Annotated in this window: 17 protein-coding genes; 5 read left to right on the top strand and 12 right to left on the bottom strand. The window is 67.3% G+C overall.

Annotated features, from left to right (window positions below; translation table 11 throughout):
* Nucleotide 1: 1 nt before the first annotated feature.
* Both ACSYHF_RS18745 and ACSYHF_RS18740 read right to left on the bottom strand, forming a co-directional pair.
* Nucleotides 2-1,891: an EAL domain-containing protein gene (locus ACSYHF_RS18745; protein ID WP_032954585.1), complete on the bottom strand. Its 1,890-nt coding sequence runs from the start codon at nt 1,889-1,891 to the stop codon at nt 2-4.
* A 44-nt stretch (nt 1,892-1,935) separates the two neighbouring features.
* Complete coding sequence (locus ACSYHF_RS18740) at nt 1,936-2,553, bottom strand: DUF4126 domain-containing protein (RefSeq protein ID WP_053497674.1); 618 nt, start codon at nt 2,551-2,553, stop codon at nt 1,936-1,938.
* Between the two features lie 179 nt (nt 2,554-2,732).
* On the opposite strand from ACSYHF_RS18740, the gene ACSYHF_RS18735 reads away from it, so the two are divergent.
* The 5 genes from ACSYHF_RS18735 to ampE all read left to right on the top strand — a co-directional run bounded on the left by ACSYHF_RS18735 (nt 2,733) and on the right by ampE (nt 6,428).
* A complete protein-coding gene (locus ACSYHF_RS18735; RefSeq protein ID WP_005419791.1) occupies nt 2,733-3,476 on the top strand; it encodes a DUF6776 family protein in 744 nt (247 codons plus the stop codon).
* Between the two features lie 4 nt (nt 3,477-3,480).
* Nucleotides 3,481-3,945, top strand: coding sequence for a bactofilin family protein (locus ACSYHF_RS18730; RefSeq protein WP_005419790.1), 465 nt, complete (start codon nt 3,481-3,483; stop codon nt 3,943-3,945).
* A gap of 31 nt (nt 3,946-3,976) precedes the next feature.
* Nucleotides 3,977-4,369 (top strand): iron-sulfur cluster insertion protein ErpA, encoded by a 393-nt coding sequence (erpA, locus tag ACSYHF_RS18725; RefSeq protein ID WP_005419789.1) that lies wholly within the window; start codon nt 3,977-3,979, stop codon nt 4,367-4,369.
* Nucleotides 4,370-4,488: 119 nt separating this feature from the next.
* A complete protein-coding gene (gene nudC / locus ACSYHF_RS18720) occupies nt 4,489-5,394 on the top strand; it encodes an NAD(+) diphosphatase (RefSeq protein ID WP_005419788.1) in 906 nt (301 codons plus the stop codon).
* Nucleotides 5,395-5,540: 146 nt separating this feature from the next.
* Nucleotides 5,541-6,428: a regulatory signaling modulator protein AmpE gene (gene ampE / locus ACSYHF_RS18715; protein WP_005419787.1), complete on the top strand. Its 888-nt coding sequence runs from the start codon at nt 5,541-5,543 to the stop codon at nt 6,426-6,428.
* 564 nt (nt 6,429-6,992) lie between these two features.
* On the opposite strand, the gene ACSYHF_RS18710 is transcribed toward ampE, so the two are convergent.
* From ACSYHF_RS18710 to ACSYHF_RS18665, 10 genes are all read right to left on the bottom strand, one after another.
* Entirely contained in the window at nt 6,993-7,418 is a 426-nt protein-coding gene (locus ACSYHF_RS18710; RefSeq protein WP_005419786.1) for a DUF2752 domain-containing protein, read from the bottom strand.
* Between the two features lie 43 nt (nt 7,419-7,461).
* On the bottom strand, nt 7,462-7,740 hold the full coding sequence (locus tag ACSYHF_RS18705) for a CD225/dispanin family protein (protein ID WP_005419785.1): 279 nt from the start codon (nt 7,738-7,740) through the stop codon (nt 7,462-7,464).
* A 34-nt stretch (nt 7,741-7,774) separates the two neighbouring features.
* Complete coding sequence (locus ACSYHF_RS18700; RefSeq protein WP_005419784.1) at nt 7,775-8,062, bottom strand: CD225/dispanin family protein; 288 nt, start codon at nt 8,060-8,062, stop codon at nt 7,775-7,777.
* A gap of 229 nt (nt 8,063-8,291) precedes the next feature.
* Nucleotides 8,292-10,181, bottom strand: coding sequence for an MFS transporter (locus ACSYHF_RS18695; protein WP_111177480.1), 1,890 nt, complete (start codon nt 10,179-10,181; stop codon nt 8,292-8,294).
* 98 nt (nt 10,182-10,279) lie between these two features.
* Complete coding sequence (locus ACSYHF_RS18690; RefSeq protein ID WP_447575923.1) at nt 10,280-11,074, bottom strand: SDR family NAD(P)-dependent oxidoreductase; 795 nt, start codon at nt 11,072-11,074, stop codon at nt 10,280-10,282.
* Between the two features lie 141 nt (nt 11,075-11,215).
* Nucleotides 11,216-13,393 (bottom strand): YccS family putative transporter, encoded by a 2,178-nt coding sequence (gene yccS, locus ACSYHF_RS18685; RefSeq protein ID WP_447575922.1) that lies wholly within the window; start codon nt 13,391-13,393, stop codon nt 11,216-11,218.
* Between the two features lie 95 nt (nt 13,394-13,488).
* Nucleotides 13,489-15,558 carry a TonB-dependent siderophore receptor gene (locus ACSYHF_RS18680; protein WP_447575921.1) on the bottom strand — a complete coding sequence of 690 codons (2,070 nt, stop codon included), beginning with the start codon at nt 15,556-15,558 and terminating at the stop codon, nt 13,489-13,491.
* A 286-nt stretch (nt 15,559-15,844) separates the two neighbouring features.
* The gene (locus ACSYHF_RS18675; protein ID WP_447575920.1) at nt 15,845-18,967 is read right to left on the bottom strand and encodes an efflux RND transporter permease subunit; all 3,123 of its coding nucleotides are present in this window, start codon (nt 18,965-18,967) and stop codon (nt 15,845-15,847) included.
* 31 nt (nt 18,968-18,998) lie between these two features.
* Entirely contained in the window at nt 18,999-22,232 is a 3,234-nt protein-coding gene (locus ACSYHF_RS18670) for an efflux RND transporter permease subunit (protein WP_334271149.1), read from the bottom strand.
* 74 nt (nt 22,233-22,306) lie between these two features.
* A complete protein-coding gene (locus tag ACSYHF_RS18665) occupies nt 22,307-23,551 on the bottom strand; it encodes an efflux RND transporter periplasmic adaptor subunit (RefSeq protein WP_262220994.1) in 1,245 nt (414 codons plus the stop codon).
* Nucleotides 23,552-23,640: the final 89 nt, after the last annotated feature.

Below are 23,640 nucleotides of genomic sequence, written 5' to 3'. Positions count from 1 at the left end.
GTCAGAGCACCGCGTTGTGGAAGTCGAAGTTCAGGTCGCTGCCGGCCGACTGCACCATGTTGCCCTGGATGTAGTCGACGCCGCCGACCCACATCGCCGCCGCAGCCTGCGGATCCTCGATCTGCTGGCCGATGATCTGCAGCCCGGCGGCATGGGCCTGATCGATCGCCTTGCGCAGCTCCTCGCGCGTGGCCGGATTGGCGTGGCTGCTGGAAAAGCGCGCAGCCATGCGCACGAACGACAGCGGCAGCTGGTTCAGCAGGGCATCGGCCTCGCCGCTGGGTTCGAACTGGCTCAGGCAGAAGCGCACCCCGGCACTGGCCATGCGCTGGCAGAACTGCTGCAGCGGCACGGTGTGGATCAGTGCGTCCGGCAGGCGCACGTCGATCACCAGTGCACTGCCCGGCAGGTCGCGCTGCTGCAGTGATTCCAGCAGCCAGTCGGCGAAGGCGTCGCGCTGCAGGGTGCGCAGCGACTGCGAGACGAACAGGTTCAGTGGCTGCGTCGCGTGGCGGTACAGGTCCAGCAGCCCCAGCGCGTGGTCCATCACCTGCTGGTCGAGATCGGCGATGCGGCCCGCGGCTTCCGCGGCCGGGATCACCTGCCCGGCCGCCAGGACGGTGCCGTCGGCCTGGCGAAGGCGCAACAGCAACTGGTACTGCGCGGTGTTGCCGCCGGCAACAGCGACGATCGGCTGATAGGCCAGTTCCAGCTGTCCTTCCAGCAGCGCCAGGTGTTCCTGTTCGGTGACTGCCTGGCGGTGCACATGGCCGGCCACCCCGGCGCTGAGCAGGCGCGCCTGCAGGGTGGTGCGCTCGACGGCTTCCAACGCACTGTTGGCATCCTCGAAGCCCGGTGACAGCGGTGCATAGCCAACTACGCCGCGCAGGTGCACGGATTCGTCGTCGCGGATCACGAAGGCACGTGCCGACAGCTGCTCGCGCAGGCTGGCAGCGATGCTTTCAAGGGCGTCCTCGTCGGCGCTGCGGGCCAGCAGCAGGAAGCTGTTGTCGTTCAGGCGTGCCAGCAGGTGCGGATGGCCGGCTTCGGCCAGGCGCTGCCCGGCCTGCACCATCAGCCGTTCAAACGCGGCATAGCCATAGCGTTCGCGCAGGCCCAGCGCGCTGGCCACTTCGATGAAGAACACGCCGCCCTGATCGCGGTGGGCGAGTGCGGTGTTGAGCTGCTGCAGCACGTGGTGGCGCGTCGGCAGGCCGGTTTCCGGATTGCTGGTGGCCGGTGCGCCGGTGGCGCCGGGCAGGGTCGCGGCCTGGGCTCGTGCGCGGCGGATGCGGTTGGCCACCGCTGCGATCAGGTGGCGGGGCCGGATCGGTTTGCTCAGGTAGTCGTCCGCGCCGCTGTCGAGGACTTCGAACTGGCGCTCCGGATCCGGATCACCGCTGAGGAACACGATCGGAAGCAGCTGCAGGCCGGGCTGCTGGCGGATCAGCGCGGTCAGGCGCATGCCGTCCAGGCCGGGAAGGTGAAGATCCATCAGGATCAGGTCGGGGCGATGCTCCTTGATGGCCTGCAGCGCGGCATCGGCATCGTTGTGGACGATCGCCTGCATGCCGGCGCCGTGCAGCACGCTCTGCGCGAACAGGGCCTGCGCCCGATCGTCTTCAACGATCAGCACGCGGTAGGGCGAGTCCGATGGCGACGGGGCCAGATCGTTGTTGCCGGCGTCGGCCAGTGCGATCGGGCCGGGCAGCGGCGGCGGCGCGCTGTTGGCCGGCGTGGACGCATCGGCCGCGACAGGGGATGGGGTCGCCGCCATCGGTGGGTCCACGGCCGGAGGTGCCGTCTCGGGGGCCCAGCGTTGCCAATGGTCGGCCGGAGGGGTTTCAGCGCGTCCCGGGCGGGCGCCCGCGGGGGATTCGTTTGCGGCCATCGGTGCTCCTGGTGTTCGCGTCCATTATGCGACAAGCCCGGTGCTCAGCCGGTACCGCTGTGCCCTGGCGGTGCTGCCGATGCACCGCGCGCCAGCCAGCGCACGCCCTTCCACAGGGCGCGCCAGACCAGCCACACCAGCAGCGCACCGGCCAGGCTGCAGGCCAGTACCACGATCAGCGCGATCCACGGGTGTGCCAGGGCGAGGGCCAGGCCACCGATCACGACGGTGTCTTCGGCCGCAGAGGCGACCCAGTTGCTGGCCGGTTCCGGCGAGGTGTTGAGCAGGGCGCGGGTACCGGCCTTCAGGCCATGGCTGGCCAGGGCGACGCCGGCGCCGGCGGCGAGCGCACCGGTGCCCAGCTGGCCATCCGGCGACAGCGTGGCCGCCGCAAGGAATGCGCCGGCCGGTACGCGCGCGAGCGTCTGCACCAGGTCCCACACCGAATCCACGCCAGGGATCTTGTCGGCGAAGAATTCGGCCACCGCCAGCGCCGCCGAGGTGCCCAGCACCCACCAGGATTCGGTGGCCTGCAGGGCGGGGGGGAGGTCGACCCAGCCAAGCAGCCCGGCCAGGCCGACACCGAACACGGTGAGGTAGACGCGGATACCGGCCAGCCAGGCCAGCAGGATGCCGATCACGAACAGGTGGGCTTCGGTCATGGCGGTGCTCCGGCGACGGAACTGTGCAGGGGGCCACACTATCGACGATGGCGTGCCTGAACGCCACCGACCGTGGCCGGCCACTGCGCAGGAAACCCACCCGTCCTGTCATACACTAGCCCGTCGTTTGCCACAGGGGCCGTACCGGTGTCGCCCTTGCGATACCCCGGAAACCACCCATGACCAACCGTCCTCCCATGCGCGTGCAGGTCCGCCTGCCCGGCGCGCCGCAACCGCCTGCCGACCGTCGCCGCCTGCTGGTGATCGGCGGCATCTGGCTGCTCAGCCTGGTGCTGGCGGTGCTTGGCGGCTGCTGGATGGCCACCCCGCGCGATGCCCAGGGCCAGCGCCTGCAGGCCGCCGAAAAGCGTGCCGAGGCGCTGCAGGCACAGCTGACCGAGCTGCGCCAGAAGCAGGCCACGCTGGAAGCCTCCGACCGCATCAGCCGTGCCGCCAATACCGAGGTGCAGTCCTCGTTGGCCGAGCGCGATGAGGAAATCGCCGGGCTGCGCGCCGATGTTGCCTTCTATGAGCGGCTGGTCGGCTCGACCAGCCAGCGCAAGGGCCTGAACACCCATTCGATCGAGTTCAGCCCGGAAGCGGCCGGCACCTGGCAGTACACCGCCGTGCTGACCCAGAACCTCAACCGCGGGGCCATCAGCCAGGGGCAGATGCGCTTCACCGTGGAAGGCGTGAAGAACGGCAAGCTGGCCACGATCAGCTGGGATGATCTGCACCAGCGCAGCAAGGTGCCGGGACAGGACTACTCGTTCCGGTACTTCCAGCAGCTCACCGGCAGCGTGATGCTGCCGGCTGACTTCACCCCGCAACGCGTGCGGGTGACATTGGGGAGTGGTACGGGGGGTACCACCCAGGTATTCGACTGGAAACAGGCCGGTGCGCCGGCCAGCAAAGGGGAGTAGGCAGATGTTCGGAAGCAGCAAATCCAACCGTGAAGGCCAGCTGGTGGTGGATGCCCTGATCGGCAACCAGGTGGTGATCCGCGGGGATGTGGAATTCAGTGGTGGCCTGTATGTGGAAGGCCGCATCCACGGCAAGGTGATCGCCGCCGAAGGCGCCAGTGGTGCGACCCTGACGGTTGCCGAGCACGGCGTGATCGAAGGTGAGATCCGGGCCCAGGTGGTGGTCATCAGCGGCCGCCTGGACGGCGATGTACACGCCACCGAGAAGGTCGAGTTGACCCCGAGCGCACGGGTCAATGGCAACGTCCACTACCAGGTGGTGGAGATGAACGCGGGCGCGCAGCTGAACGGCCGCCTGATCCATGCCAGCGCCCCGATCGCAGCCTTGCCGGCGCCGGAAGGCGAAGACGCCCATGATGGCAAGGGCGATACCGCCGCGCGTCGCAAGCTGGCCGAGGCGATGGCTTGAAAGCCGTCGTCGGCACCCCCATGCTGGCAGCATGAGCACGCTAGTCTCCCTGCCCGGCGCCACCCCGGTTGCCGCGCCCGATTACCAATCGCTGGAGCGCCCGCTGAACTTCACCGAGTCGGCGGCCGCCAAGGTCAAATCCCTGATCCAGGAAGAGGGCAACCCCGACCTGGCCCTGCGTGTGTACATCGAGGGAGGCGGCTGTTCGGGCTTCCAGTACGGGTTCGAGTTCGACGAGAACCGTGCCGAGGATGACCTGGCGGTACAGACCAGCGGGGTGACCCTGCTGGTCGACCCGCTGAGCCTGCAGTACCTGATGGGCGCGGAGGTGGATTACACCGAGAGCCTGACGGGTGCCCAGTTCGTGATCCGCAACCCGAACGCAAAGACCACCTGCGGCTGCGGCAGCAGTTTCAGCATGTAAGCAGGGCGCGGGGCCTGTGTCCCGCGCGACAAGGTGTGTGGAGCAAGCTCCACACCCACAGGCGGTTTCCGCAAAGCCTGCGGCTTGCCACCTGCATCGATTGGCGGCACGCTTGGCGGATGCCCAATACTCCTTCGCCGCTTTCCGGTTTTGCCTTCGTTGGCGAACCGTTGGAGCGCGCCGATGCCCTGCGCGAAGATGCCGATGCACTGGCGCGCCTGTGGCCGGGCGCGCGCATCCTCGTCCTCGATCACGATGGCAGCGCCTTCACCGGCGATGACGACCAGCCGCTGGCGCTGACCGGCGCCGACGTCGGCGGTGGCCCGGGCGCCGCAGTTTTCCTGGGGCTTCGCGGTGATCAGGCATGGTTCTCGGTCGAAGCCACCAATGTCACCGTGAGCGCGCCACGCCGACTGGATCTGCGCCAGGCTGCGTTGTTGTGGCCGATGGCCGATGCCACCGCTTTCAGCTATGCCCGTGGCATGTCCTACTGGCACTCGCGCACCCGCTTCTGCGGCGTATGCGGCGGCGCGGTGGCGTTTGCCCGTGGCGGCTTCGTCGGCCGTTGCGCGCAGTGTTCCACCGAACACTATCCGCGCGTCGATCCGGCGGTGATCGTCGCCGTGGAAAACCAGGGCCGGCTGCTGCTGGGCCGACAGTCGAACTGGGCCCCGCGCCGTTACTCGGTGCTGGCCGGCTTCGTCGAACCTGGCGAGACCTTCGAGCAGACCGTGGTGCGCGAAGTCCATGAGGAGAGCAAGGTGCGGGTGACCGCCTGCCAGTACCTCGGTTCGCAGCCGTGGCCGTTCCCCGGCGCGCTGATGGTCGGCTTCCGTGCACAGGCGCAAGACGACCTGCCGACCGTGGATGGCGAGCTGGAAGACGCGCGCTGGTTCAGTGCCGACGAGGTCGGCGCCGCGTTGGCGCGCGATGTGGAGGACGACGGCCATGGCATCCGCCTGTCGCCACCGATCTCGATTTCGCGGAGCCTGATCGAACACTGGTACCGCCAGCAGCGAGGCTGAGCCGGCGTTTCGGCCGGGCCGATCGTGGCAGCTGTATTGCCGCCACCTGAACACGGCCCGGGTTAAAGTCCGGTTCACCCGCGAGGGCACCGCTGCGACAGGTAAGGTAGCGGCGCCGAGCGTTCTGTTTCGTAGGGAGACCTGCCATGTTCACCACTCTGGCCGCCGTGCTGGTGGCGCTGGCCCTGGGCCACGTTGCCCCGGCCGCTGCCGCCTCGATGCGCCGTTTCGACGGCTTCCGGCGCTGGCTGGGCTGGCTGGATGCGCGTGGTGGCAAGGCCTGGCAGGGACCGGCTGGAGTGGCGCTGGCGCTGCTGCCGCCGCTGCTGCTGATGGGGCTGCTGGCGTGGCTGCTGCGCGGAGTGCTGTTCGGCCTGCCGTCGCTGCTGCTGGGTGTGGCCGTGCTGGCCTGGTGCTGGGGGCCGCGCGACCTGGATCGTGATATCGAAGCGATCATTGATGCGGACGACGCCGCGACGCGGCAGGCAGCCGTGCGCAACCTGCAGGCCGCCGGTGGCAGCCTGCGCGAAGACGTGCCGTCGCTGGTCGAGGCGACCGTGCTCAATGCGCTGCGTCGCTGGTTCGCGGTGCTGTTCTGGTTCCTGCTGCTGGGCCCGGCCGGTGCGCTGGGCTACCGCTTGCTGGCGTTGATGGCGGAAAGCCCGATGCGTGCACGCGTGCCGGTGGAGCCGCTGGCGCTGGCGCAGCGCCTGCTGGGCTGGATCGAGTGGCCGGTAGCGCAGCTGATGGCGTTCTCGATGGCGCTGGTCGGCAACTTCGATACGGCGTGGAAGGCCTGGCGCCAGGCCCATGGCGAACGCCTGGCCGGCTCCATCGGGTTCCTGGGCGCGGTGGCGCGGGCCAGCGTCAACGCCGAGCTGCGCGAGGACGCGCACGATTACACCGAGGCGGGGCTGTTGCCGGTGTGGCAGCGGCTGCCGGACCTGCGTGATGCGATGAGCCTGGTGTGGCGGATGCTGCTGCTGTGGCTGGCGATCCTCGCGTTGCTGGTGATTGCAGGCTGGGTGACGTAGTTGTTGTGCAGGGCTTGCAGCCCTGCACCTGCAGAGGCCAACGCCAAAGCCAAAGCGGCTCTGGGTTGCTGAGGGTTGGGCGGGGCGGTGTGGGGCTGCAGGACACGCCGTAAACCCCCAAACCGGCCCAGCCGCTGGCGGCTGTGCGTTCGGGCGCTTGCGAAGCAGTGCTTCGCAAGCAAAGCGCCCTCACCCCTGGGGGCTCGATGGCGCCATCCATGGCGCCAACGGTCCTGCGGCCCCACACCGCCCCACCCCCGACAGTTTCCGGCGGCTGTTGGTAGGTGTCGACCTTGGTCGACACGGTAGATCCACGCCATGCGTGGATGCAGAGCGAAGCGATCCGCTTCCGCTTTTGATCTTCTCTTTCTTTTCCGTGGTGGACGCACACGGAAACTGTCCGTGGCCGGGCGGGTGGGCTGCGCAGGGGCGTGAGCCGCATGGATGCGGCGACCGAGCTTACATGGACGTACTTGCAGCGCCCCCTGCGCAGTCCACCCGCCCGGCCAATCCCATGACCGACAAACGCCGCCCACCACGAGGGGCTGCGCCGTTGGCTGGAAACTAGACCGGTGCCAGCGCCGTGAACGGTGCCCACGGCAGGTTACGCAGCAGCGCATACCCAGGCAGTACCCAGAGCCAGAACGTGGGATTGGCCAGCACCCGCATCAGCGGGTCCAGCAGGCGCGGACGGATGCCGGCGACGTTCAGCAGCATCAGCAGCAGGAAGGGCAGGCTGATGACCAGCAGCGGGTTCATCGCCATCGCGCCGGGCAGGTCGAAATGGACCAGCGAATACAGGCAGCGGGTGCTGCCACAGCCCGGGCAGTACAGGCCGGTCAGCGCGTACAGCGGGCAGCTCGGCAAGGGATTGCCGGCGACATACGGATTGACGTTGCGCAGCACCAGCGCGGCACCGGCGGCCAGGCCGGTGGCGGCCAGCAGCGGTGCCCAGCGGGCCAGTCGGGATCGGGTGGGCAGTGCGGACATGCAGCAACGGATCCGGCGCAGGCGCCGGATCCGTCCACGCGGATCAGTAGCCGCTGTTGCTCATCGCACCCATGCCGCCGAGAGCGACGATCAGGATGCCGTACAGCACGCCGACCACGACGGCGGCAATGGCCGACCAGATGGCCCACTTCTTGGCCTTGGCCGAGGATTCCTGGGCACCGGCGATGTCGCCAGCGGCCAGCTTGCCGTTGACCTGGGCGGCGTAGACGATCGACACGATGCCGGCCGGCAGGCAGCAGAACAGGGTGCTCAGGATGGCCCAGACCAGATTGTTCGGGACCTGCGGAGTGGCGGTATTCATGGGTTCAAGCTCCTTGATGGGTGGTGGTGGTGAATCATTGGTCGGAAAGAGCGCCCAGTACGGCCAAGCCGCCGAACAGCCCGAACCACAACAGCAACAGGACCGGCAGGGCCACGGCCGAAGCCACCGCCCACCAGCCCGCCTTGCGCGACGCGCTGTAGGCCCCCGGCAGGTCGCCGGCCGCGCGGCGGCCATCGACCTGGGAGGCATAGACGATCGACACCACGCCCAACGGCAGGCAGCAGAACAGCGTCGTCAGGATCGCCCAGACCAGATGGTTGGGGATGTAGACGGGGCGGCTGAGCGGTGGCGGTTGATTCAAAGCAAGACTCCATTCCTTGGTGGCCGGCCTTGGTGCATTGGCCGAACCTCCCCCCTGTGGGTGCGTAATCTACCTCAACCTGCGCTGCATGTATGCGTTTACAGTCAGATGGTGGCGTGTATGGCCCTTGACTGGGCGCTATTTGACGGGCCTCTGTCATGAGACAGAGGCCGTCATTCCGGGGATTGGGGCTATCGCCTGGAAGCGCTACCGACGGCCGCCGGGCCGATCAGGCGTGATCGCCACGCAGGGCCCGCACCTGCGCCTCCAGCACCGGGGCGCGGGTGGCGTGGCCATCAACGGCCGGTGCCGCCACCACCTCGACCGTGGCGCGGAAACGGCGCGGCACCCGCATGCGGCCGAGGCGGCTGTCGCGGCGACTCCACATGCTCGACCACATGCCGCGCAGCGCCATCGGCACCACCGGCACCGGCCGCCGCTCGAGGATCTTCTCGACGCCGGACTTGAACGGCGCCATCTCGCCGTCGCGGGTCAGCGCACCCTCGGGGAAGATGCAGACCAGTTCGCCTTCGGCCAGCGCAGCGTCGATCTCGTCGAACGCCCGCTGCATCAGTGCCGGGTCTTCGCGCGCACCGGCGATCGGGATTGCCTTGGCGGTCCGGAAGATCCAGCGCATTACCGGGATGTTGAAGATCCTGTAGTACATGACGAAGCGCACCGGACGCGGAATCGTCGCCGACAGGATCAGCGCGTCCATGTAGCTGACGTGGTTGCAGACCAGCAGCGCGGCGCCTTCGTCGGGCACGTTGGCCTCGATGCCGTGCGGGCGCAGCCGGTACAGGGTGCGCACCATCAGCCAGCTGAGGAAGCGCATCAGGAATTCAGGGACGATGGTGAAGATGTAGATCGCCACCAGCGCGTTGGCGATGGCCAGCGCCAGGAACTGCTGCGGAATGGTCCAGTGCAGCAGCGTGTGCGCGGCCAGCGACAGCAACGCCGCAGCGACGATGAAGCCCGAGTTCTGGATGTTCAGTGCGGCGAACACGCGCGACATCTGCGCCTTCGGCGTGCGGCTCTGGATCAGTGCGAACAGTGGCACCACGAAGATGCCGGTGAACAGGCCGATGCCGACCAGGTCGATGACGATGCGGATGCTGCCGGGCTGCTGCAGGAACGGCGCGATGGTCAGTCCGTGCACCGTCGCTTCGCCGCTGCGGGCGAAGTACAGGTCGAGCAGGAACGCGGTCATGCCGAACGCCCCCAGCGGTACCAGGCCGATTTCCACCGTGCGTGCCGACAGCTTCTCGCACAGCAGCGAGCCGACGCCGGTGCCGACCGAGAAAAGGGCCAGCGCAAAGATGTACAGGGTCGGCTCGCCGCCCAGGTTGGTCACCGCGTAGGCCGGTAGCTGCGAGGTCAGCACGGTGCCAACGAACCAGAACCAGGACACGCCCAGGATCGAGTTGCGCACGGCCTTCTGCTGGCGCGCCATGCGCAGTACCGCCAGCGATTCCGGCAACGGGTTCCAGTTGATCTTCAGGGTCGGGTCGCCTGCATCGACCCTGGGAATCAGGCGCGCGGCGATGTTGCCGCAGATCGCCAGGGCGATGATCGCGCACGCAGCCACCACCGTACCGTGGCTGCCGGCCACGGTGAACACCAGGCCGCCAACGATCATGCCGGAGAGAATCGACATTGAAGTGCCCATCTCGACCAGGCCGTTGCCGCCGGTCAGTTCCTCGGGCCTGAGCACCGACGGCAGCACCGAATACTTCACCGGGCCGAACAGGGTGGACTGCATGCCGGTACAGAACAGCGCGACCAGCAGCACCGGCAGGCTCTGGGTGAGGAAGCCGGTGGCCGCCAGCGACATGATCACGATCTCCATGGTGGTGGTGATCACGATCAGCCGCGATTTTTCCAGTTTGTCGGCGATCTGCCCGGCCAGCGCCGAGAACAGGAAATACGGCAGGATGAAGATGGCCGGTGCCAGGGTGGCGTACAACCCCAGTTCTTCCTCCGGCACGGCCATGAACAGCAACATGCTGATGATCGCCTGCCGGTACACGTTGTCGTTGAACGCACCGAGCGCCTGTACGACGAAGAACGGCAGGAAACGGCGCTGGCGCAGCAGGGCGAATTGGTTGTGACCGGACATGGAGCCTCCTTGACCGGCGCAGCCTAGCATTCCTGCCCATCCGCTGTGGGTGCGGACCTGTGGGTGCGGACCGCTGGTCCGCACACCTGCCAGCACCCTCAGACGATATCGTCGACCACGCCGCCGTCCACGCGCAGCGCTGCCCCGGAAGTCGCCGAGGCCTGTGGCGAGGCCAGGTACACCACCATGTTGGCCACTTCCTCGACCGTAGCGGTGCGCTGGATCACCGAAGACGGCCGGTGCGCCATCACGAACTCGCGGCCGATCTGTTCCAGCGGCTTGCCGCTGCGCTGGCGTTCATCCTCGAACATCGCGGCGAAGCCATCGGACAGGGTCGGGCCAGGCAGCACTGCGTTGACGGTGACGCCACTGCCGGCCACGCGCTTGGCCAGGCCGCGTGACAGTGACAGCTGCGCGGTCTTGCTGACCCCGTAATGGATCATGTCGGCCGGAATGTTGCGCGCCGATTCGGACGAGATGAACAGCACGCGGCCCCAGCCGGCATCGACCATCGCTGGCAGCAGCGCACGCGACAGGCGTACGCCGGACATCACGTTGGTCTGCCAGTAGCGCTCCCAGGTGGCGTCATCGGTCTCGAAGAAGTCCTGCGGGCCGAAGATGCCAGCGTTGTTGACCAGGATGTCGACCCTCGGCAGCCCAGCCAGCAGCGTATCGACACCGGCCGCATCGGAGAGGTCGGCGGCGACACCCAATACGTCGGCTACCGGCACGGCCGCGAGCAGATGCTGGCGGGCGCGCTCGACGCTGCTGGTGCTGCGGCCATTGACAATGACCCGCGCACCAGAGCTGGCCAGGCCTTGGGCGATGGCCAGGCCGATGCCGGCGGTGGAGGCGGTGACCAGCGCTGTGCGACCACTGAGTTCGATTTTCATGGTGATGATCCAGAGCGGGCGATTGCCCAGTATCCGCGTGGCGGCGTGATCGAACTGCATCGCCCGGTGCAACGCGCCGTTGCACGCGGCGCAGCAGATCCACGCCATGCGTGGATGGGATGCCCGATCAGCGATGAGGGATCAGGTCAGGTTGGTCGCCGCCTCATTGGCCGCGGCACGCACCTTCGGCAGCATGCGCAGTACCAGCGCCATCTGGGTACGGATCAACTGCAGTTTCGGTGGCATCGCCTCGTCGATCTGCTCCAGCTCGGCGGCCACCGCGCGGTCGGCGTCGTTGTCATCGTCCGCGACGGGTTGCCGCGCGGTCAGCGCCGTCGCCAGCTCCTGAAGTGCCTTGCGCACGCGATCGCCCGCGGCCAGCGCCAGTGGATCGCCTGCGTAGCTGTCCACCTGGTCGCGGTGCGCACCCAGCGCCGACAGATGCCCCAGCAGCGTGTTGGATAGCGCCAGGAAGCGGAAGCCGGCATCCAGGTTGCGGCGCACGTGGCCGGGTTCGCGCAGCATGTTCGACAGTGCGGTGGACAGCGCGGCGTCGGCGTTGTGCATGTCGCGGCGGGCGATGCGGTAGGCCAGGTCGTCGCGCATGCCGCTGCGGTACTGGCCCAGCACCGAATCCAGGTAGCGAGCCGCAGTGTCCAGCACGCGTGCCAGGACGAGATGCAGCTGCCGGCCCTGCCAGTCAGGCAGGATCAGGAATGCTGCCGCTGCTGCGATCGCGCAGCCCAGCAGCGTATCGACCATGCGCGGTACGATCAGCACGAAGCCATCGCCGATCAGGTTGAAGCAGGTCAGTGCCATCACGGTGATCGCGGCTGATGCCACCAGGTAGCGGTCGGTGCGGGTGAAGAAGAACAGCAGCGCAGAGAGCAGGGCGATCAGCAACTGCACGTGCAGCTGCGGGAACAGCTGCAGCAGTGCCCAGGTCAGCACCAGTCCGGCGACGGTGCCGACGATGCGCTGTGCCAGGCGCTGGCGGGTGGCACCGAAGTTGGGCCGGCACACGAACACGATCGTCAGCAGTACCCATGAACCGTTCTGTGCATTGAACAGCCGGATCGCTGCAAAGCCGGCGATCAGCGCCAGTGCCATGCGCAGGCCATGGCGGAACAGCACCGAGCCGGGCGTGAACTGCTGGCGGACGCGCACGCCCATCTCGCGCAGAGTATGTGGGTTGCTGTCGCGCAGGCGGGTGTCGACGTTGTCCAGGCTGGCTTCGGAACGTTCGGCATCCAGCAGGCGGCGCTCGATGCTGCGCAGGTTGTGAACCAGCAGGTCCAGCGAGCCGAGCAGGCGCTGCCACTGCGGGCGCTGCTGGTCACGCAGGTAGGCCAGCGCGTCTGCCAGGTCGCGCCCGGCCTGCTGGTTGCTTTCACCGTATACGAACGGACGACGCAGCCGGATCGCCTCGCCCAGGCGGGCACAGGCCTGGCCCTGCAGGTCGAGCAGGCGCTGGCAGCGGTAAAGCACATCGCTGTGGAAGAAGGCGTCCACCAGCGCGCCATACGGGTAGTGCGAGGAACTGGCGCGCTCGTGGAAATCCTGCGCCATGTAGTACAGGCGCAGGTACAGGCCGGAGTTCACCCCGGGCCGGCCGGAGCGGCCGAAGCGGGCAAGGATCGCTGTCTTGGCCTCGTTCAGTGCACCCACCACACGGCGGTTCTGTTCGGCCAGGTCGAGCTGGCGACGTTGCAGGTCGGCTTCGCGCACCGGCTCGAACAGCGCAGCCTTCAGCTGCAGGTAGCGGCCCAGCTCAAGGTACAGCCGCGCCACGCGTTCGCGCACCGGCCGGTTGGCGAACAACGCGGCCCACAGGATCGACAACAGCCCGTACCAGACCGCACCGGCCAGCAGATGGCTGACCGCTTCCAGTGCGCTGTGCAGGTCGCTGGCACCATGTTGTTCCAAGCCGATCATCGTGTAGATCGCCAGCGTCACCGTGGCCTGGGCAATGGATGCGTAGCGCTCGCCGAGCGCGCCAAGCAGGGTCAGGCCGAAGGTGGACAGTGCCAGCGCGCCGATGAAGATCCACGGCCACGGGAACAGCCAGATCACCGAAGCCGCCGCAATGCAGAAGCACAACAGGGACAACACCACGGCCTTGGTCCGGCCCCACCAGTTGTCGTCGGTTTCTGCGATGGCGCTTGCGATGATGCCGAGGAACACGCCGGGCAGGGCGGTCAGCGCCTCGAACTGCCAGCACACGGCCACGGCCGCGGTCAGCGCGATGAACACGCGCAGGCCGTAGCTGGCCTTTTCGTGGGCCCACAGTCGGCTGAGGCGGGATTGGCGGGCGGACATGCAGGCTCGGTGGAAGGGTCTTCCACCATTATTGCGGGCTGCGCGTGAAATATGGAGTGCGGACCAACGGTCCGCACCCACGGTGCTGCCGGGCCCTACATGTCGAACCGCACGCTCACAGCGAACGTGCGTGGCAGGCCTGTGCCGGCGTTGGACCAGTACTTCCGGTTGGCCAGGTTCTCGACGCTGGCGCGCACGGTCAGCGGATGACCGGAGGCGAGCAGGCGGTAGCCGATGCCTGCATTGACCAGCGTGTAATCGGGCAGCTTCAGGGTGTTGTCGGCGTCGTACCAGACATCGCCGTAGTAGCGCACCGCGGCGTATGTTTCCAGGCCATCCACCCACGGCAGCTGGTAGGTGGCGTGCACGACCCCGCTCCAGCGCGCCGCACCGGCGGTACGGTTGCCCTCCTGTGCAGCGCTGGCCGGGGACAGCCTGTCGTAGGTCGGGTCCAGCCAGGTGACGCCTCCGCCAATCGTGAGGACATCGCTGAGGTGCAGGTCGGCACTGGCCTCGATGCCTTCGTACAGCGTGATGCCGTCCTGCACCAGGCGCTTGCCGGCCGGTGTGAGTTCATCGATGTTGGCGCCACGTTCCAGCCGGAACGCCGCCACGTTCGCGTTCCAGCGCGCGGCCTCGGCCTTCGCGCCGATCTCGTACTGCTTGCTGAGGGTCGGGTCGAGCACATCACCGGCGTTGACGTAGTTGTTGCCTACGCGGCTGCCCGCTTCCAGCGATTCGATGTAGCTGGCGTAGAGGGTGACCGCCTCGCTGGGCTTGAACATCACGGCATAGGTCGGTGTGACCGGATAGGTGTGGTAGCGGCCCTTGGTCTCGTAATCGTTGTAGCGCCAGCCCGCCAGCACCGACCAGCCGCTGCCGAGATCGACGGTATCGCTTGCGAACACGGCCTGCTGCACGGTCTCGTCGCCGCGGGTCATCACCCGTGAACCGACGGCGTCATGGCGGATGGCATGGCGCTGGTACAGGTTGGCGCGGCCGATCAGGCTCCATTCGTAGGGACGGTCCCAGCCCAGCCCGGTCTGGTGACTGATGCCTGCCACCACCTGATGCTGCAGCGGACCGGTGCGGAAGCTGCCCTGCAGCATCGCCTGGGCCAGCCTCCACTCGCTCTTGCCACCCAGTTCATAGACGTTGACGTCATAGTCGCCATTGGGCGAATCGATGTAGGCGAAGATCTTGTTGACGTCATTCCACGAGGTGGTGACGCCGTAACTCAGGCTGGTTCTCCAGTCGCTGTTGATCTGCCAGTCCAAGCGGGTCAACAACAGGCTGGAACGAGTGTCGTAGTAGGTGCCGGGGACACTGTTGCCGGTATTCCCGGCGATCGGTCGCGGCAACGAGGTCAGTCCGCGGAAGTAGTACTGCGGCGATTCCTCGCGCAGGTCGCGTGACTGGAACACGCCGTCGAAGGTCCAGATCAGTGCGTCGCTCAGGCGCGCGTCCAGCGACAGTGCGCCCACCTTGCGATCGACGTGGCCACCATTGAAGGTCTCACCCTTTTCCTCGAAAGCATTGAAGCGATAACCGAACATCTGCGCGTTGCCGAAGCGGCCGCCGACGTCCATCCCGGCACTGACGATGCCCTGCTCGCGCCAGCCCAGCTGGGCGGAGAAGGTGGGCGTATCGGTCGGCTTCTTGGTGATGTAGTTGACGATGCCACCGGGGGCACCGAAACCATAAAGGAATCCACCCGGGCCTTTCAGCAGATCGACCTGTTCCATCACTTCCAGCGGCCACTCGGTACCCCACGAGGAAACCTGCAGGCCATTGACGCGATAGCTGTCGAAGTTCAGGTCGATGCCACGGTTGCGGATCGGCGAACTCCAGCCACTGGCATAGGCGCTGACCTGGGTGCTGACCGAAGGGTCGAGCAGGAACGCTTCGCCCAGCGAGACCACTTGGCGCTGCTCGATCTGCTCGCGGCCCACGGCGGTGATCGCGAACGGGGTATCACGCAGCACGCGATCACCAAGGGCGCCGGTATCGGCGTGGGTGCGTTCGGCGGTGACCTTCACCGCATCCAGATCGGTGGCACTGCGGTTCCGATTGGTGCGCTCGGGTACGGACTGGGCATGCGCGGCACAGGCCAGTGACAGGGAAACGGCAAGCAGGGCCGGGCGGCAGAGTGGGTGCAGGAGCATGGTTCAGTCATCCTCGGCGAACGGCCACGCGCCATCCGCCCGCATGGGGGGAAAGGTTGATGGCTGGGATCACGCAGGCTTGCCGGAGAGGGCAGCGGGGCGCCGCGAAGGGGCGCAGGACCATGGCTGGAGGGGAATTGTTCTCTTTTCGTTACAGCACGTCAAACCGGGAGGCGTGCGGACCAACGGTCCGCACCCACCCTCCGCGCCGGTGGTAGTGCCGGCCGCTGGCCAGCAGATTCGCAGTACCGAGAACTAGATCCACGCCATGCGTGGATGGGCTCTACTACGCCCGCTGCGCGCGCTTGAGCAGCTTCGCTTCGCGCCTGCGCGCGCGACGGGCGCGCCAGCGCTCGGCCAGGCAGGAGAAGATCACGTACAGTGCCGGCGTACTGAGCAGGGTCAGGCTCTGCGAGAACAGCAGGCCGCCGATCATCGCGATGCCCAGCGGGCGGCGCAGCTCGGACCCTTCACCCAGGCCGATCGCCAGCGGCACTGCGGCCAGGATCGCGACCATCGTGGTCATCATGATCGGGCGGAAGCGCACGATGCTGGCCTCGCGTGCGGCATCGCGCGGCGCCAGCCCATGCTCGCGCTGCGCCACCAGTGCGAAGTCGATCATCATGATCGCGTTCTTCTTGACGATGCCGATCAGCAGCACCAGCGCGATCATCGAGATCACCGACAGCTCGGTGTTGGTGCCGAACAGGGCCAGCAGCGCACCGACACCCGCCGCCGGCAGCGTGGACAGGATGGTGACCGGGTGGATCAGGCTCTCGTAGAGCATGCCCAGTACCAGGTACACGGTCAGGATTGCGGCGAACACCAGGATCAGCATGTCGCTGGGATCTGAGTTGAAGCCGAAGCCCGCATCGTCGGCCAGGCGGATGTCGCCGGGCATGCGCATGCCGGCCACGGTCGCGTCGATGATCGCCTTGGCCTCGCCCATGCTCACGTTGGGAGCCAGGTTGTAGCTGAGGTCCATCGTCGTGTACTGGTTCTCGTGGGTGATCTGCGATGGGGCCAGGCCAGGCATCTGCGTGGCCACCGCGGTGATCGGCACCATGTCGCCGTTGCGCGCACGCACGTACACCTCATCCAGCGCCGCCGGGGTGGCTGTCTGCGAGGGCAGGGCATTGACCACCACGCTGTACTGGTTGATGTCCGAATAGATGGTGGAGATCTGGCGCTGGCCGAACGCACCATACAGCGCGCCGTCGATGGCGCCCACTGTGATGCCCAGGCGCGCGGCCTTTGCGCGGTCGATCTGGATGTTCTGGCGCAGGCCGGCATTGTCCACGTCGGTCCCGACGTCGCGCAGCTTCGGGTTCTTCTTCAGTTCCGCCTGCAGCTTGGGCAGCCATTCCTGCAGTGCGGCCAGGTCGTTGCCCTGCAGCGAAATGCGGTACTGCACGCCCTGGCTGGAACCGCCGCCATCGTTGCTGGGCAGGTCCTGGATCGCGCGCAGGCGCAGCTGCAGGTCGGGATAGCGATCGGCCTTGGCGCTGAGGCGCGCCAACGCATGCGCGGTGGTTTCGCGGCGGCCGTCACTGCGAGATTTCAGCTCGATGTTGAACTGTGCACTGGAGCCCTGGCGGCCGCTGCCCAGGCGTACACCCACCGTCTTCACCGCCGGGTCGGCCATCAGCATGTCGGTGATGCGGCGCTGGCGCGCGACCATGTCCTCGAACGACACGGTGGCACTGGAGTTGGCGCGGCCCCAGATCAGGCCCGTGTCCTGCGGCGGGAACGCGCCCTTCTTCACCGCGCCGAACAGAAAGATGGTGACGCCGATCAGGATCAGCGGCGTCAGCGACAGCAGCAGCGCGTGGCGCAGCGAGAAGTCGAGGAATACGGTGTAGATGCGCAGCATGCGCTCGTGGCCGGCGTCCAGCCAGCGGCCGAAACGCGACGGCGGCGCGCTGTGGTCGTGCGCGCTGAGGAAGCGGCTGCACAGCGCCGGGGTCAACGTCAGCGAGACGATCATCGAAACCACGATGGCCGCCACCAGGGTGACGGTGAACTCGCGGAAGAACGCGCCCATCATGCCACTGGCGAACAGCAGCGGGATGAACACCGCCACCAGCGAGGCGGTGATCGAGACGATGGTGAAGCCGATCTCGCGCGCACCGGTCAACGCCGCCTGCATGCGCGGCATGCCTTCGTCGAGGTGGCGCATGATGTTCTCGATCACCACGATCGCATCGTCGACCACGAAGCCGATCGCGATCACCAGCGCCAGCAGGCTCAGGTTGTTCAGGGTGAAGCCCATCACGTACATCACCAGCGCGGCGCCGGCCAGCGACAGCGGCACGGTCACCGCCGCGATCAGGGTGGGGGCCAGCCGGCGCAGGAACAGCGCCATGGTCAGCACCACCATCGCCAGGCTGATCAGCAGGGTGACCTGCACTTCATGCAGCGACGAACGGATGGTCGGCGTACGGTCGAAGTACGGCGTCATCGTGGTGCCCGGCTGCAGGTAGTCGCGCAGGGTGGGGATCTGCGCCTTGACCCGATCCACGGTCTCCACGATGTTGGCGCCGGCGCGGGTGAACACGTACATCACCACCGCCGGCTTGTGGTCGAACCACGCCGCCTGGTAGGCATCCTGCTGGCCGTCGTAGACGTTGGCGATGTCCTTCAGGCGGATCACCCGGCCGTCGCCCTGGGTCTTGACCACCAGGTCGGCGAAGTCGGCGGCGCGTGCCACCGAGTCGTTGGCGATGATCGCCGTGGTGGTGTTGCCATCGCTGAGGAAGCCGGTGGGCGAGGTTACGTTGGCCGCGCGCACCGCGTTGCGCAGGTCATCGGCGGTCAGGCCCAACGCGTTCATCAGGCGCAGGTTGACATCCACGCGCACCGCCGGCGTCGACGCGCCAGCGATGTCGACCGAGGCGACGCCGCTGATCTGGCGGATGCGCTGCGCCAGCAGCGAGTCGGCCACGTTGTAGAGCTCGTCGGCCGACTGCGTCTGCGAGGTCAGCGCGATGGCGATCACCGGGTCGTCGTTCGGATTCGCCTTCTGGTACATCGGCGAGCCCATGCCCGAGGGCAGGTCGGCCTGAGCCGAGTTGATCGCCGTTTGTACATCCAGTGCCGCCGAATCGATGTTGTGGCCGCTCTGGAAGATCATGAACACCAGCGAGCTGCCTTCCGAGCTCGACGAGCGCATGCGATCGATGCCCGGCAGCTGGCCGAGATGGCGTTCCAGCGGCGCGGTGACCGTCGAGGCCATGGTCGCCGCGTCGGCGCCGGACTGGCTGGCATGCACGAAGATCACCGGGATCTCGATGTTCGGCAGCGCCGATACGCCCAGGCGCAGGTAGCAGATCAGGCCGACCATGAACAAGCCGATGGCCAGCAGTGCGGTGCCGATCGGGCGGCGGATGAAGGGGCCGGACAGGTTCATCGTGCGGCCCCCCACGGCAGCGGGGCGTGGATCATGCCTGCGGCTCCTGCAGCGAACCGTCGCGCAGCGCACGCTGTTCGCGGCGGCGCGCCAGCCACTCGGAGAAGCGCTCCATGTACAGGTAGATCACCGGCGTGGTGTACAGGGTCACCAACTGCGACAGCAGCAGGCCGCCAACGATGGCGATACCCAGCGGGCGGCGCAGCTCCGAACCGATGCCGGTGCCCAGCGCCAGCGGCAGCGCGCCAAGCATGGCCGCGGCGGTGGTCATCATGATCGGGCGGAAGCGCAGCAGGCAGGCGCGGCGGATCGCCTCGTGCGCGTTGGCGCCGGCGCGGCGGGCTTCGATGGCGAAGTCGACCATCATGATGCCGTTCTTCTTGACGATGCCGATAAGCAGCACGATGCCGACGATGCCATCCACCGACAGGCTCAGCCCGCACAGCATCAGCGCCAGCAGCGCGCCGACACCGGCCGGCGGCAGGGTGGAGATGATCGTGATCGGGTGGATGTAGCTCTCGTAGAGCACGCCCAGCACGATGTAGATCACCACCAGCGAGGCCAGCAGCAGCCACACCACATCGGTCTGGCTGCCGGTGAATTCAGCGGCCTTGCCGATGAACTCGGCATGCAGGTGGGTGGGCATGTCCAGGCTGTCCTTGGTCTCCTGGATCGCTCGCACCGCTTCGGACAGCGAATAGCCCGGCGCCACGTTGAACGACACGGTCACCGCCGGCAGCTGCTGCTGGTGGCTGACCACCAGCGGGGCGCTGCTGACCTTGCCTTCGGCCAGCGCCGACAGCGGGATGATGTTGCCGGCGCCGACGGTGATGCCGGTGTTCTGCGCGCCGATGCCGGTGGCGGTGGACGAGTTGGAGGAGGTGACCTGGCCGAAGCTGGTGGCATTGGTGCCGGTCAATGCGCCGGCGCCGTTGGAGGCGACGGCCAGCTGTTCCATCAGCGCTGTGCTGGTGCGGAACTCCGGTGCCACTTCCAGCACCACGCGATACTGGTTGAGCTCGGTGAAGATGGTCGAAATCTGGCGCTGGCCGAACGCATCGTAGAGCGTGTCGTCGATGGTCTGCATCGGCACGCCCAGCACGCTGGCCTTGTCGCGGTCGATGTTCAGCTCCAGGGCGCGGCCCTGGTTGGACAGGTTGTTGTCGACGTCGGCCAGTTCCGGGCGCTTGCGCAGCGCTTCGGTCAGGCGCGTGGCCTGGGTCGCCACCGTCGCCGAATCCACGTCCGACAGCGAGTACTGGTACTCGGTGGCGGCCACGCGGGTATCGAGGGTTACGTCCTGCACCGGCTTCAGGTACAGCGCCACGCCCGGAATGCCGGCCACTGCCTTCTGCAGGCGCGGCAGGATCTCCTCCAGCCCATCGCGCTGGCTGCGCTCCTTCAGCACGATCGACAGCTGGCCCTGGTTGAGGGTGGGGTTCATGCTGCCGGCGCCGATGAAGGCCGACACGCCGGTCACGTCTGGATCCTGGCGCAGCGCTTCGGCCACCTGCCTGGTGCGCTGCTCCATCTGCGGGAAGGCGATGTTCTGGTCGGCCTGCACCACGCCGGTGATCAGGCCGGTGTCCTGTTCGGGCAGCAGGCCCTTGGGAATCAGCACGTACAGCAGCACGGTCAGCACCAGCGCGCCACCGGCCACGGCCAGGGTCAGCCGCTGGTGGCCAAGCACCCAGTCCAGGCTGTGCTCGTAGAGGCCGACGGTGCGCGTCCACAGGTTCTGCTTGCCGGCCGCCGCCGCGCGCTCATGCGCGTCCTCGCCCTCGGGCAGGGCATCGGGCTTGAGCAGGTAGGCGCACATCATCGGGGTCAGCGTCAGCGAGATCAGCATCGACAGCACCACGGCGATGCTCAGCACCCACGCGAACTCGTGGAACAGGCGGCCGGTGACGCCGGGCATCAGCAGCAGCGGCAGGAACACCGCCACCAGCGAGACCGTCAGCGACAGCACGGTGAAGCCGATCTGGCGTGCGCCGATCTCGGCCGCTTCCTTGCCACTCTTGCCCTGCTCGATGTAGCGCACGATGTTCTCGATCATCACGATCGCATCGTCGACCACGAAGCCGGTGGCCACCACCAGCGCCATCAGCGAGAGATTGTCCAGCGACATGCCGGCGAAGGCCATCACCGCGAAGGTACCGGCCAGCGAGAGCGGTACTGCCACCGACGGGATGATCGTGGCCCACAGGCGGCGCAGGAACACGAAGATCACCGCCACCACCAGGCCGATGGTGAGGATCAGGGTGAACTGCACCTCATGCACCGAGGCGCGGATGGTCTCGGTGCGATCGTTGAAGATTTCCAGGTGCACGTCGGCCGGCAGCACGCCCTGCAGCTGCGGCAGGATCGCGCGGATGCGCTCGACGGTCTGCACGATGTTGGCGCCCGGCTGGCGGCGCACTTCCAGCAGCACCGCCGGCTTGCCATCGGCCCAGGCGGCCAACTGGTCGTTCTCCACGCCATCGATCACCTCGGCCACGTCCGACAGCCGCACCGGGCGGCCGTTCTTGTAGCTGATGATGGTGTCGCGGTACTCGGCGGCGCTGGCCAGCTGGTCGTTGGTGCCGATGCTGTAGGACTGGGTCTTGCCGTTCAACGAACCCTTCGGCGCGTTGACGTTGGCCTGGGTCAGCGCGCTGCGCAGCTGTTCCAGGGTCAGCCCCATGTTCGACAGCTGCGCCGGATTGACCTGGATGCGCACGGCCGGGCGCACATTGCCGGCGATCGAGACCAGGCCCACGCCCTGCACCTGCGACAGGCGCTGGGCCAGGATGGAATCGGCGTAATTGTTGACGTCGCGCAGCGGGCGCGTGTCAGAGGTCAGCTTCAGGGTGACGATGGCCGCGTCGGCCGGATTCACCCGGTTGTAGACCGGCTGGTAGGGCAGCGATGAGGGCAGGGTGGCTTGACGGATCGCCGCCTGCACGTCCTGCGCGGCGATGTCGATGTCGCGGTCCATCGAGAACTGCAGGATGATCGTCGACAACCCGGCCGACGAGTCGGAGGTCATCAGCTCCAGCCCGGAAATCTGCCCGAACTGGCGCTCCAGCGGGGTGGTGACCAGCGAGGCCATGGTGGTGGCGTTCGCACCGGGGTACTGGGTGGTGACCACAAGGCTGGGCGCATCGATTTCCGGCAGCGCCGACACCGGCAGCTTGCGGTAACCGAGGATGCCCAGCAGCAACAGGCCCGCCATCAACAGCGAGGTGGCGATCGGGCGGCGGATGAAGATCGTCGAAAAGCCCACGGACTGATCCTTGCTGGCACTTCAATGTCGGCGCCGGCAGGTCCGCCGGCGCGAGGGAGAACCGTGGCCTGCGCTCAGCGCGGGCCACCACCGCGACGGCCACCGCCGCCTGCGTTCTTCTGCTCGGCTGCCTTCAGTTCGGCCTCGGTCGGTGCGGCCGGGGTCTCGCCCGGCTTCAGTGCGGTGACCTTGCTGCCCGGCTTCAGGCGGAACTGGCCTTCACTGACCACCCGCTCGCCGCCCTTCAGGCCTTCGGCGATCTGCACCTGGCTGTCGCCCACTTCCACGCCGCTGCGCACGGTCTGCATCTTCACCGTGTTGTCGCCCTGCACGACATAGACGTACTCGCCGTCCGGGCCACGCAGTACCGCCTGGGTGGGGATCACCACGCCGCCGGCAATCGTGCGCAGCTGCATGCGCACGTTGACGAACTGGCCCGGCCACAGGCCGTTGTCGGTGTTGTCGAACAGGGCGCGCGCCTTGAACGTGCCGCTGTCGGCACTGATCAGGTTGTCGACCACATCGAGCTTGCCGTCGCCGGACAGCACGTGCGAATCGGCGCGGTCCAGCGCCGCCACCGGTACCGTGCCGGCGGCCTGCGCCTGGCGCACATCGCCGAGCTGGCGCTCGGGCAGGTTGAACAGCACGTGGATCGGATGGATCTGGGTCAGCGTGACCAGCGCGGTACCGGCGCTGACCACGTTGCCGGCGTCGACCGCACGGATGCCGGCGATGCCTGAGATCGGCGCGGTGACCCGGGTGTACTGCAGCTGCACCTGCGCCGAGCGCATGCTGGCCTCGTTGGCGGCCACGGCGCTTTCGTACTGTGCCACTTGGTTTCGCTGTGTATCCAGATCGGTCTTGGCGACGTACTGGCGATACTCCGGCGCGTTCGAGCGCTGGTAGTTGGAGCGCGCGGTGGCCAGCAGGGCCTCGTTCTGGCGCTTGGCTGCAGCGGCCTGGTCGTAGCTGGCCTGGGCGGTGCGCGGGTCGATCACCGCCAGCACATCACCCTGCTTCACTTCCTGGCCTTCACGGAAATTCAGGCTCATCAGCTGGCCGCCGACCTGCGGGCTGACGGTGACGGTGTTCATCGCGGTCACCGTACCCAGCGCGCTGGCATACACCGGCACGTCCTGGCGCGTGGCCTCCACCACGGTCACCGGCACTGGACCGGCATTCGGATCTTCGCCGCCCTGGCGCGCGCCCGCAGCAGGTTTTCCAGCCTTGTCCTTGCCCCCGCCAATGACGCGCAGGCCGACCACGGCCAGCACCAGGATCGCCACGACCAGCAGCACGATCTTCCAAACACGTGACATTACGAGGACTCCGAGAGGGCTGGACCGGACGGGACGCCGGGACAATGCGCAAAGCATACCTGTGCCACATCACGTTTCCTGCATGACGG

The sequence above is a fragment of the Stenotrophomonas maltophilia group sp. P373 genome, assembly GCF_053295075.1.
This window is presented reverse-complemented; position numbering and strand designations above follow the sequence as displayed.

Excerpts from the sequence above, each read along its gene's own strand:
- ACSYHF_RS18745 (WP_032954585.1), bottom strand. The coding sequence starts at position 1,891 with ATGGCCGCAAACGAATCCCCCGCGGGCGCCCGCCCGGGACGCGCTGAA.
- ACSYHF_RS18740 (WP_053497674.1), bottom strand. The coding sequence starts at position 2,553 with ATGACCGAAGCCCACCTGTTCGTGATCGGCATCCTGCTGGCCTGGCTG.
- ACSYHF_RS18735 (WP_005419791.1), top strand. The coding sequence starts at position 2,733 with ATGACCAACCGTCCTCCCATGCGCGTGCAGGTCCGCCTGCCCGGCGCG.
- ACSYHF_RS18730 (WP_005419790.1), top strand. The coding sequence starts at position 3,481 with ATGTTCGGAAGCAGCAAATCCAACCGTGAAGGCCAGCTGGTGGTGGAT.
- erpA (WP_005419789.1), top strand. The coding sequence starts at position 3,977 with ATGAGCACGCTAGTCTCCCTGCCCGGCGCCACCCCGGTTGCCGCGCCC.
- nudC (WP_005419788.1), top strand. The coding sequence starts at position 4,489 with ATGCCCAATACTCCTTCGCCGCTTTCCGGTTTTGCCTTCGTTGGCGAA.
- ampE (WP_005419787.1), top strand. The coding sequence starts at position 5,541 with ATGTTCACCACTCTGGCCGCCGTGCTGGTGGCGCTGGCCCTGGGCCAC.
- ACSYHF_RS18710 (WP_005419786.1), bottom strand. The coding sequence starts at position 7,418 with ATGTCCGCACTGCCCACCCGATCCCGACTGGCCCGCTGGGCACCGCTG.
- ACSYHF_RS18705 (WP_005419785.1), bottom strand. The coding sequence starts at position 7,740 with ATGAATACCGCCACTCCGCAGGTCCCGAACAATCTGGTCTGGGCCATC.
- ACSYHF_RS18695 (WP_111177480.1), bottom strand. The coding sequence starts at position 10,181 with ATGTCCGGTCACAACCAATTCGCCCTGCTGCGCCAGCGCCGTTTCCTG.
- ACSYHF_RS18690 (WP_447575923.1), bottom strand. The coding sequence starts at position 11,074 with ATGAAAATCGAACTCAGTGGTCGCACAGCGCTGGTCACCGCCTCCACC.
- yccS (WP_447575922.1), bottom strand. The coding sequence starts at position 13,393 with ATGTCCGCCCGCCAATCCCGCCTCAGCCGACTGTGGGCCCACGAAAAG.
- ACSYHF_RS18680 (WP_447575921.1), bottom strand. The coding sequence starts at position 15,558 with ATGCTCCTGCACCCACTCTGCCGCCCGGCCCTGCTTGCCGTTTCCCTG.
- ACSYHF_RS18675 (WP_447575920.1), bottom strand. The coding sequence starts at position 18,967 with ATGAACCTGTCCGGCCCCTTCATCCGCCGCCCGATCGGCACCGCACTG.
- ACSYHF_RS18665 (WP_262220994.1), bottom strand. The coding sequence starts at position 23,551 with ATGTCACGTGTTTGGAAGATCGTGCTGCTGGTCGTGGCGATCCTGGTG.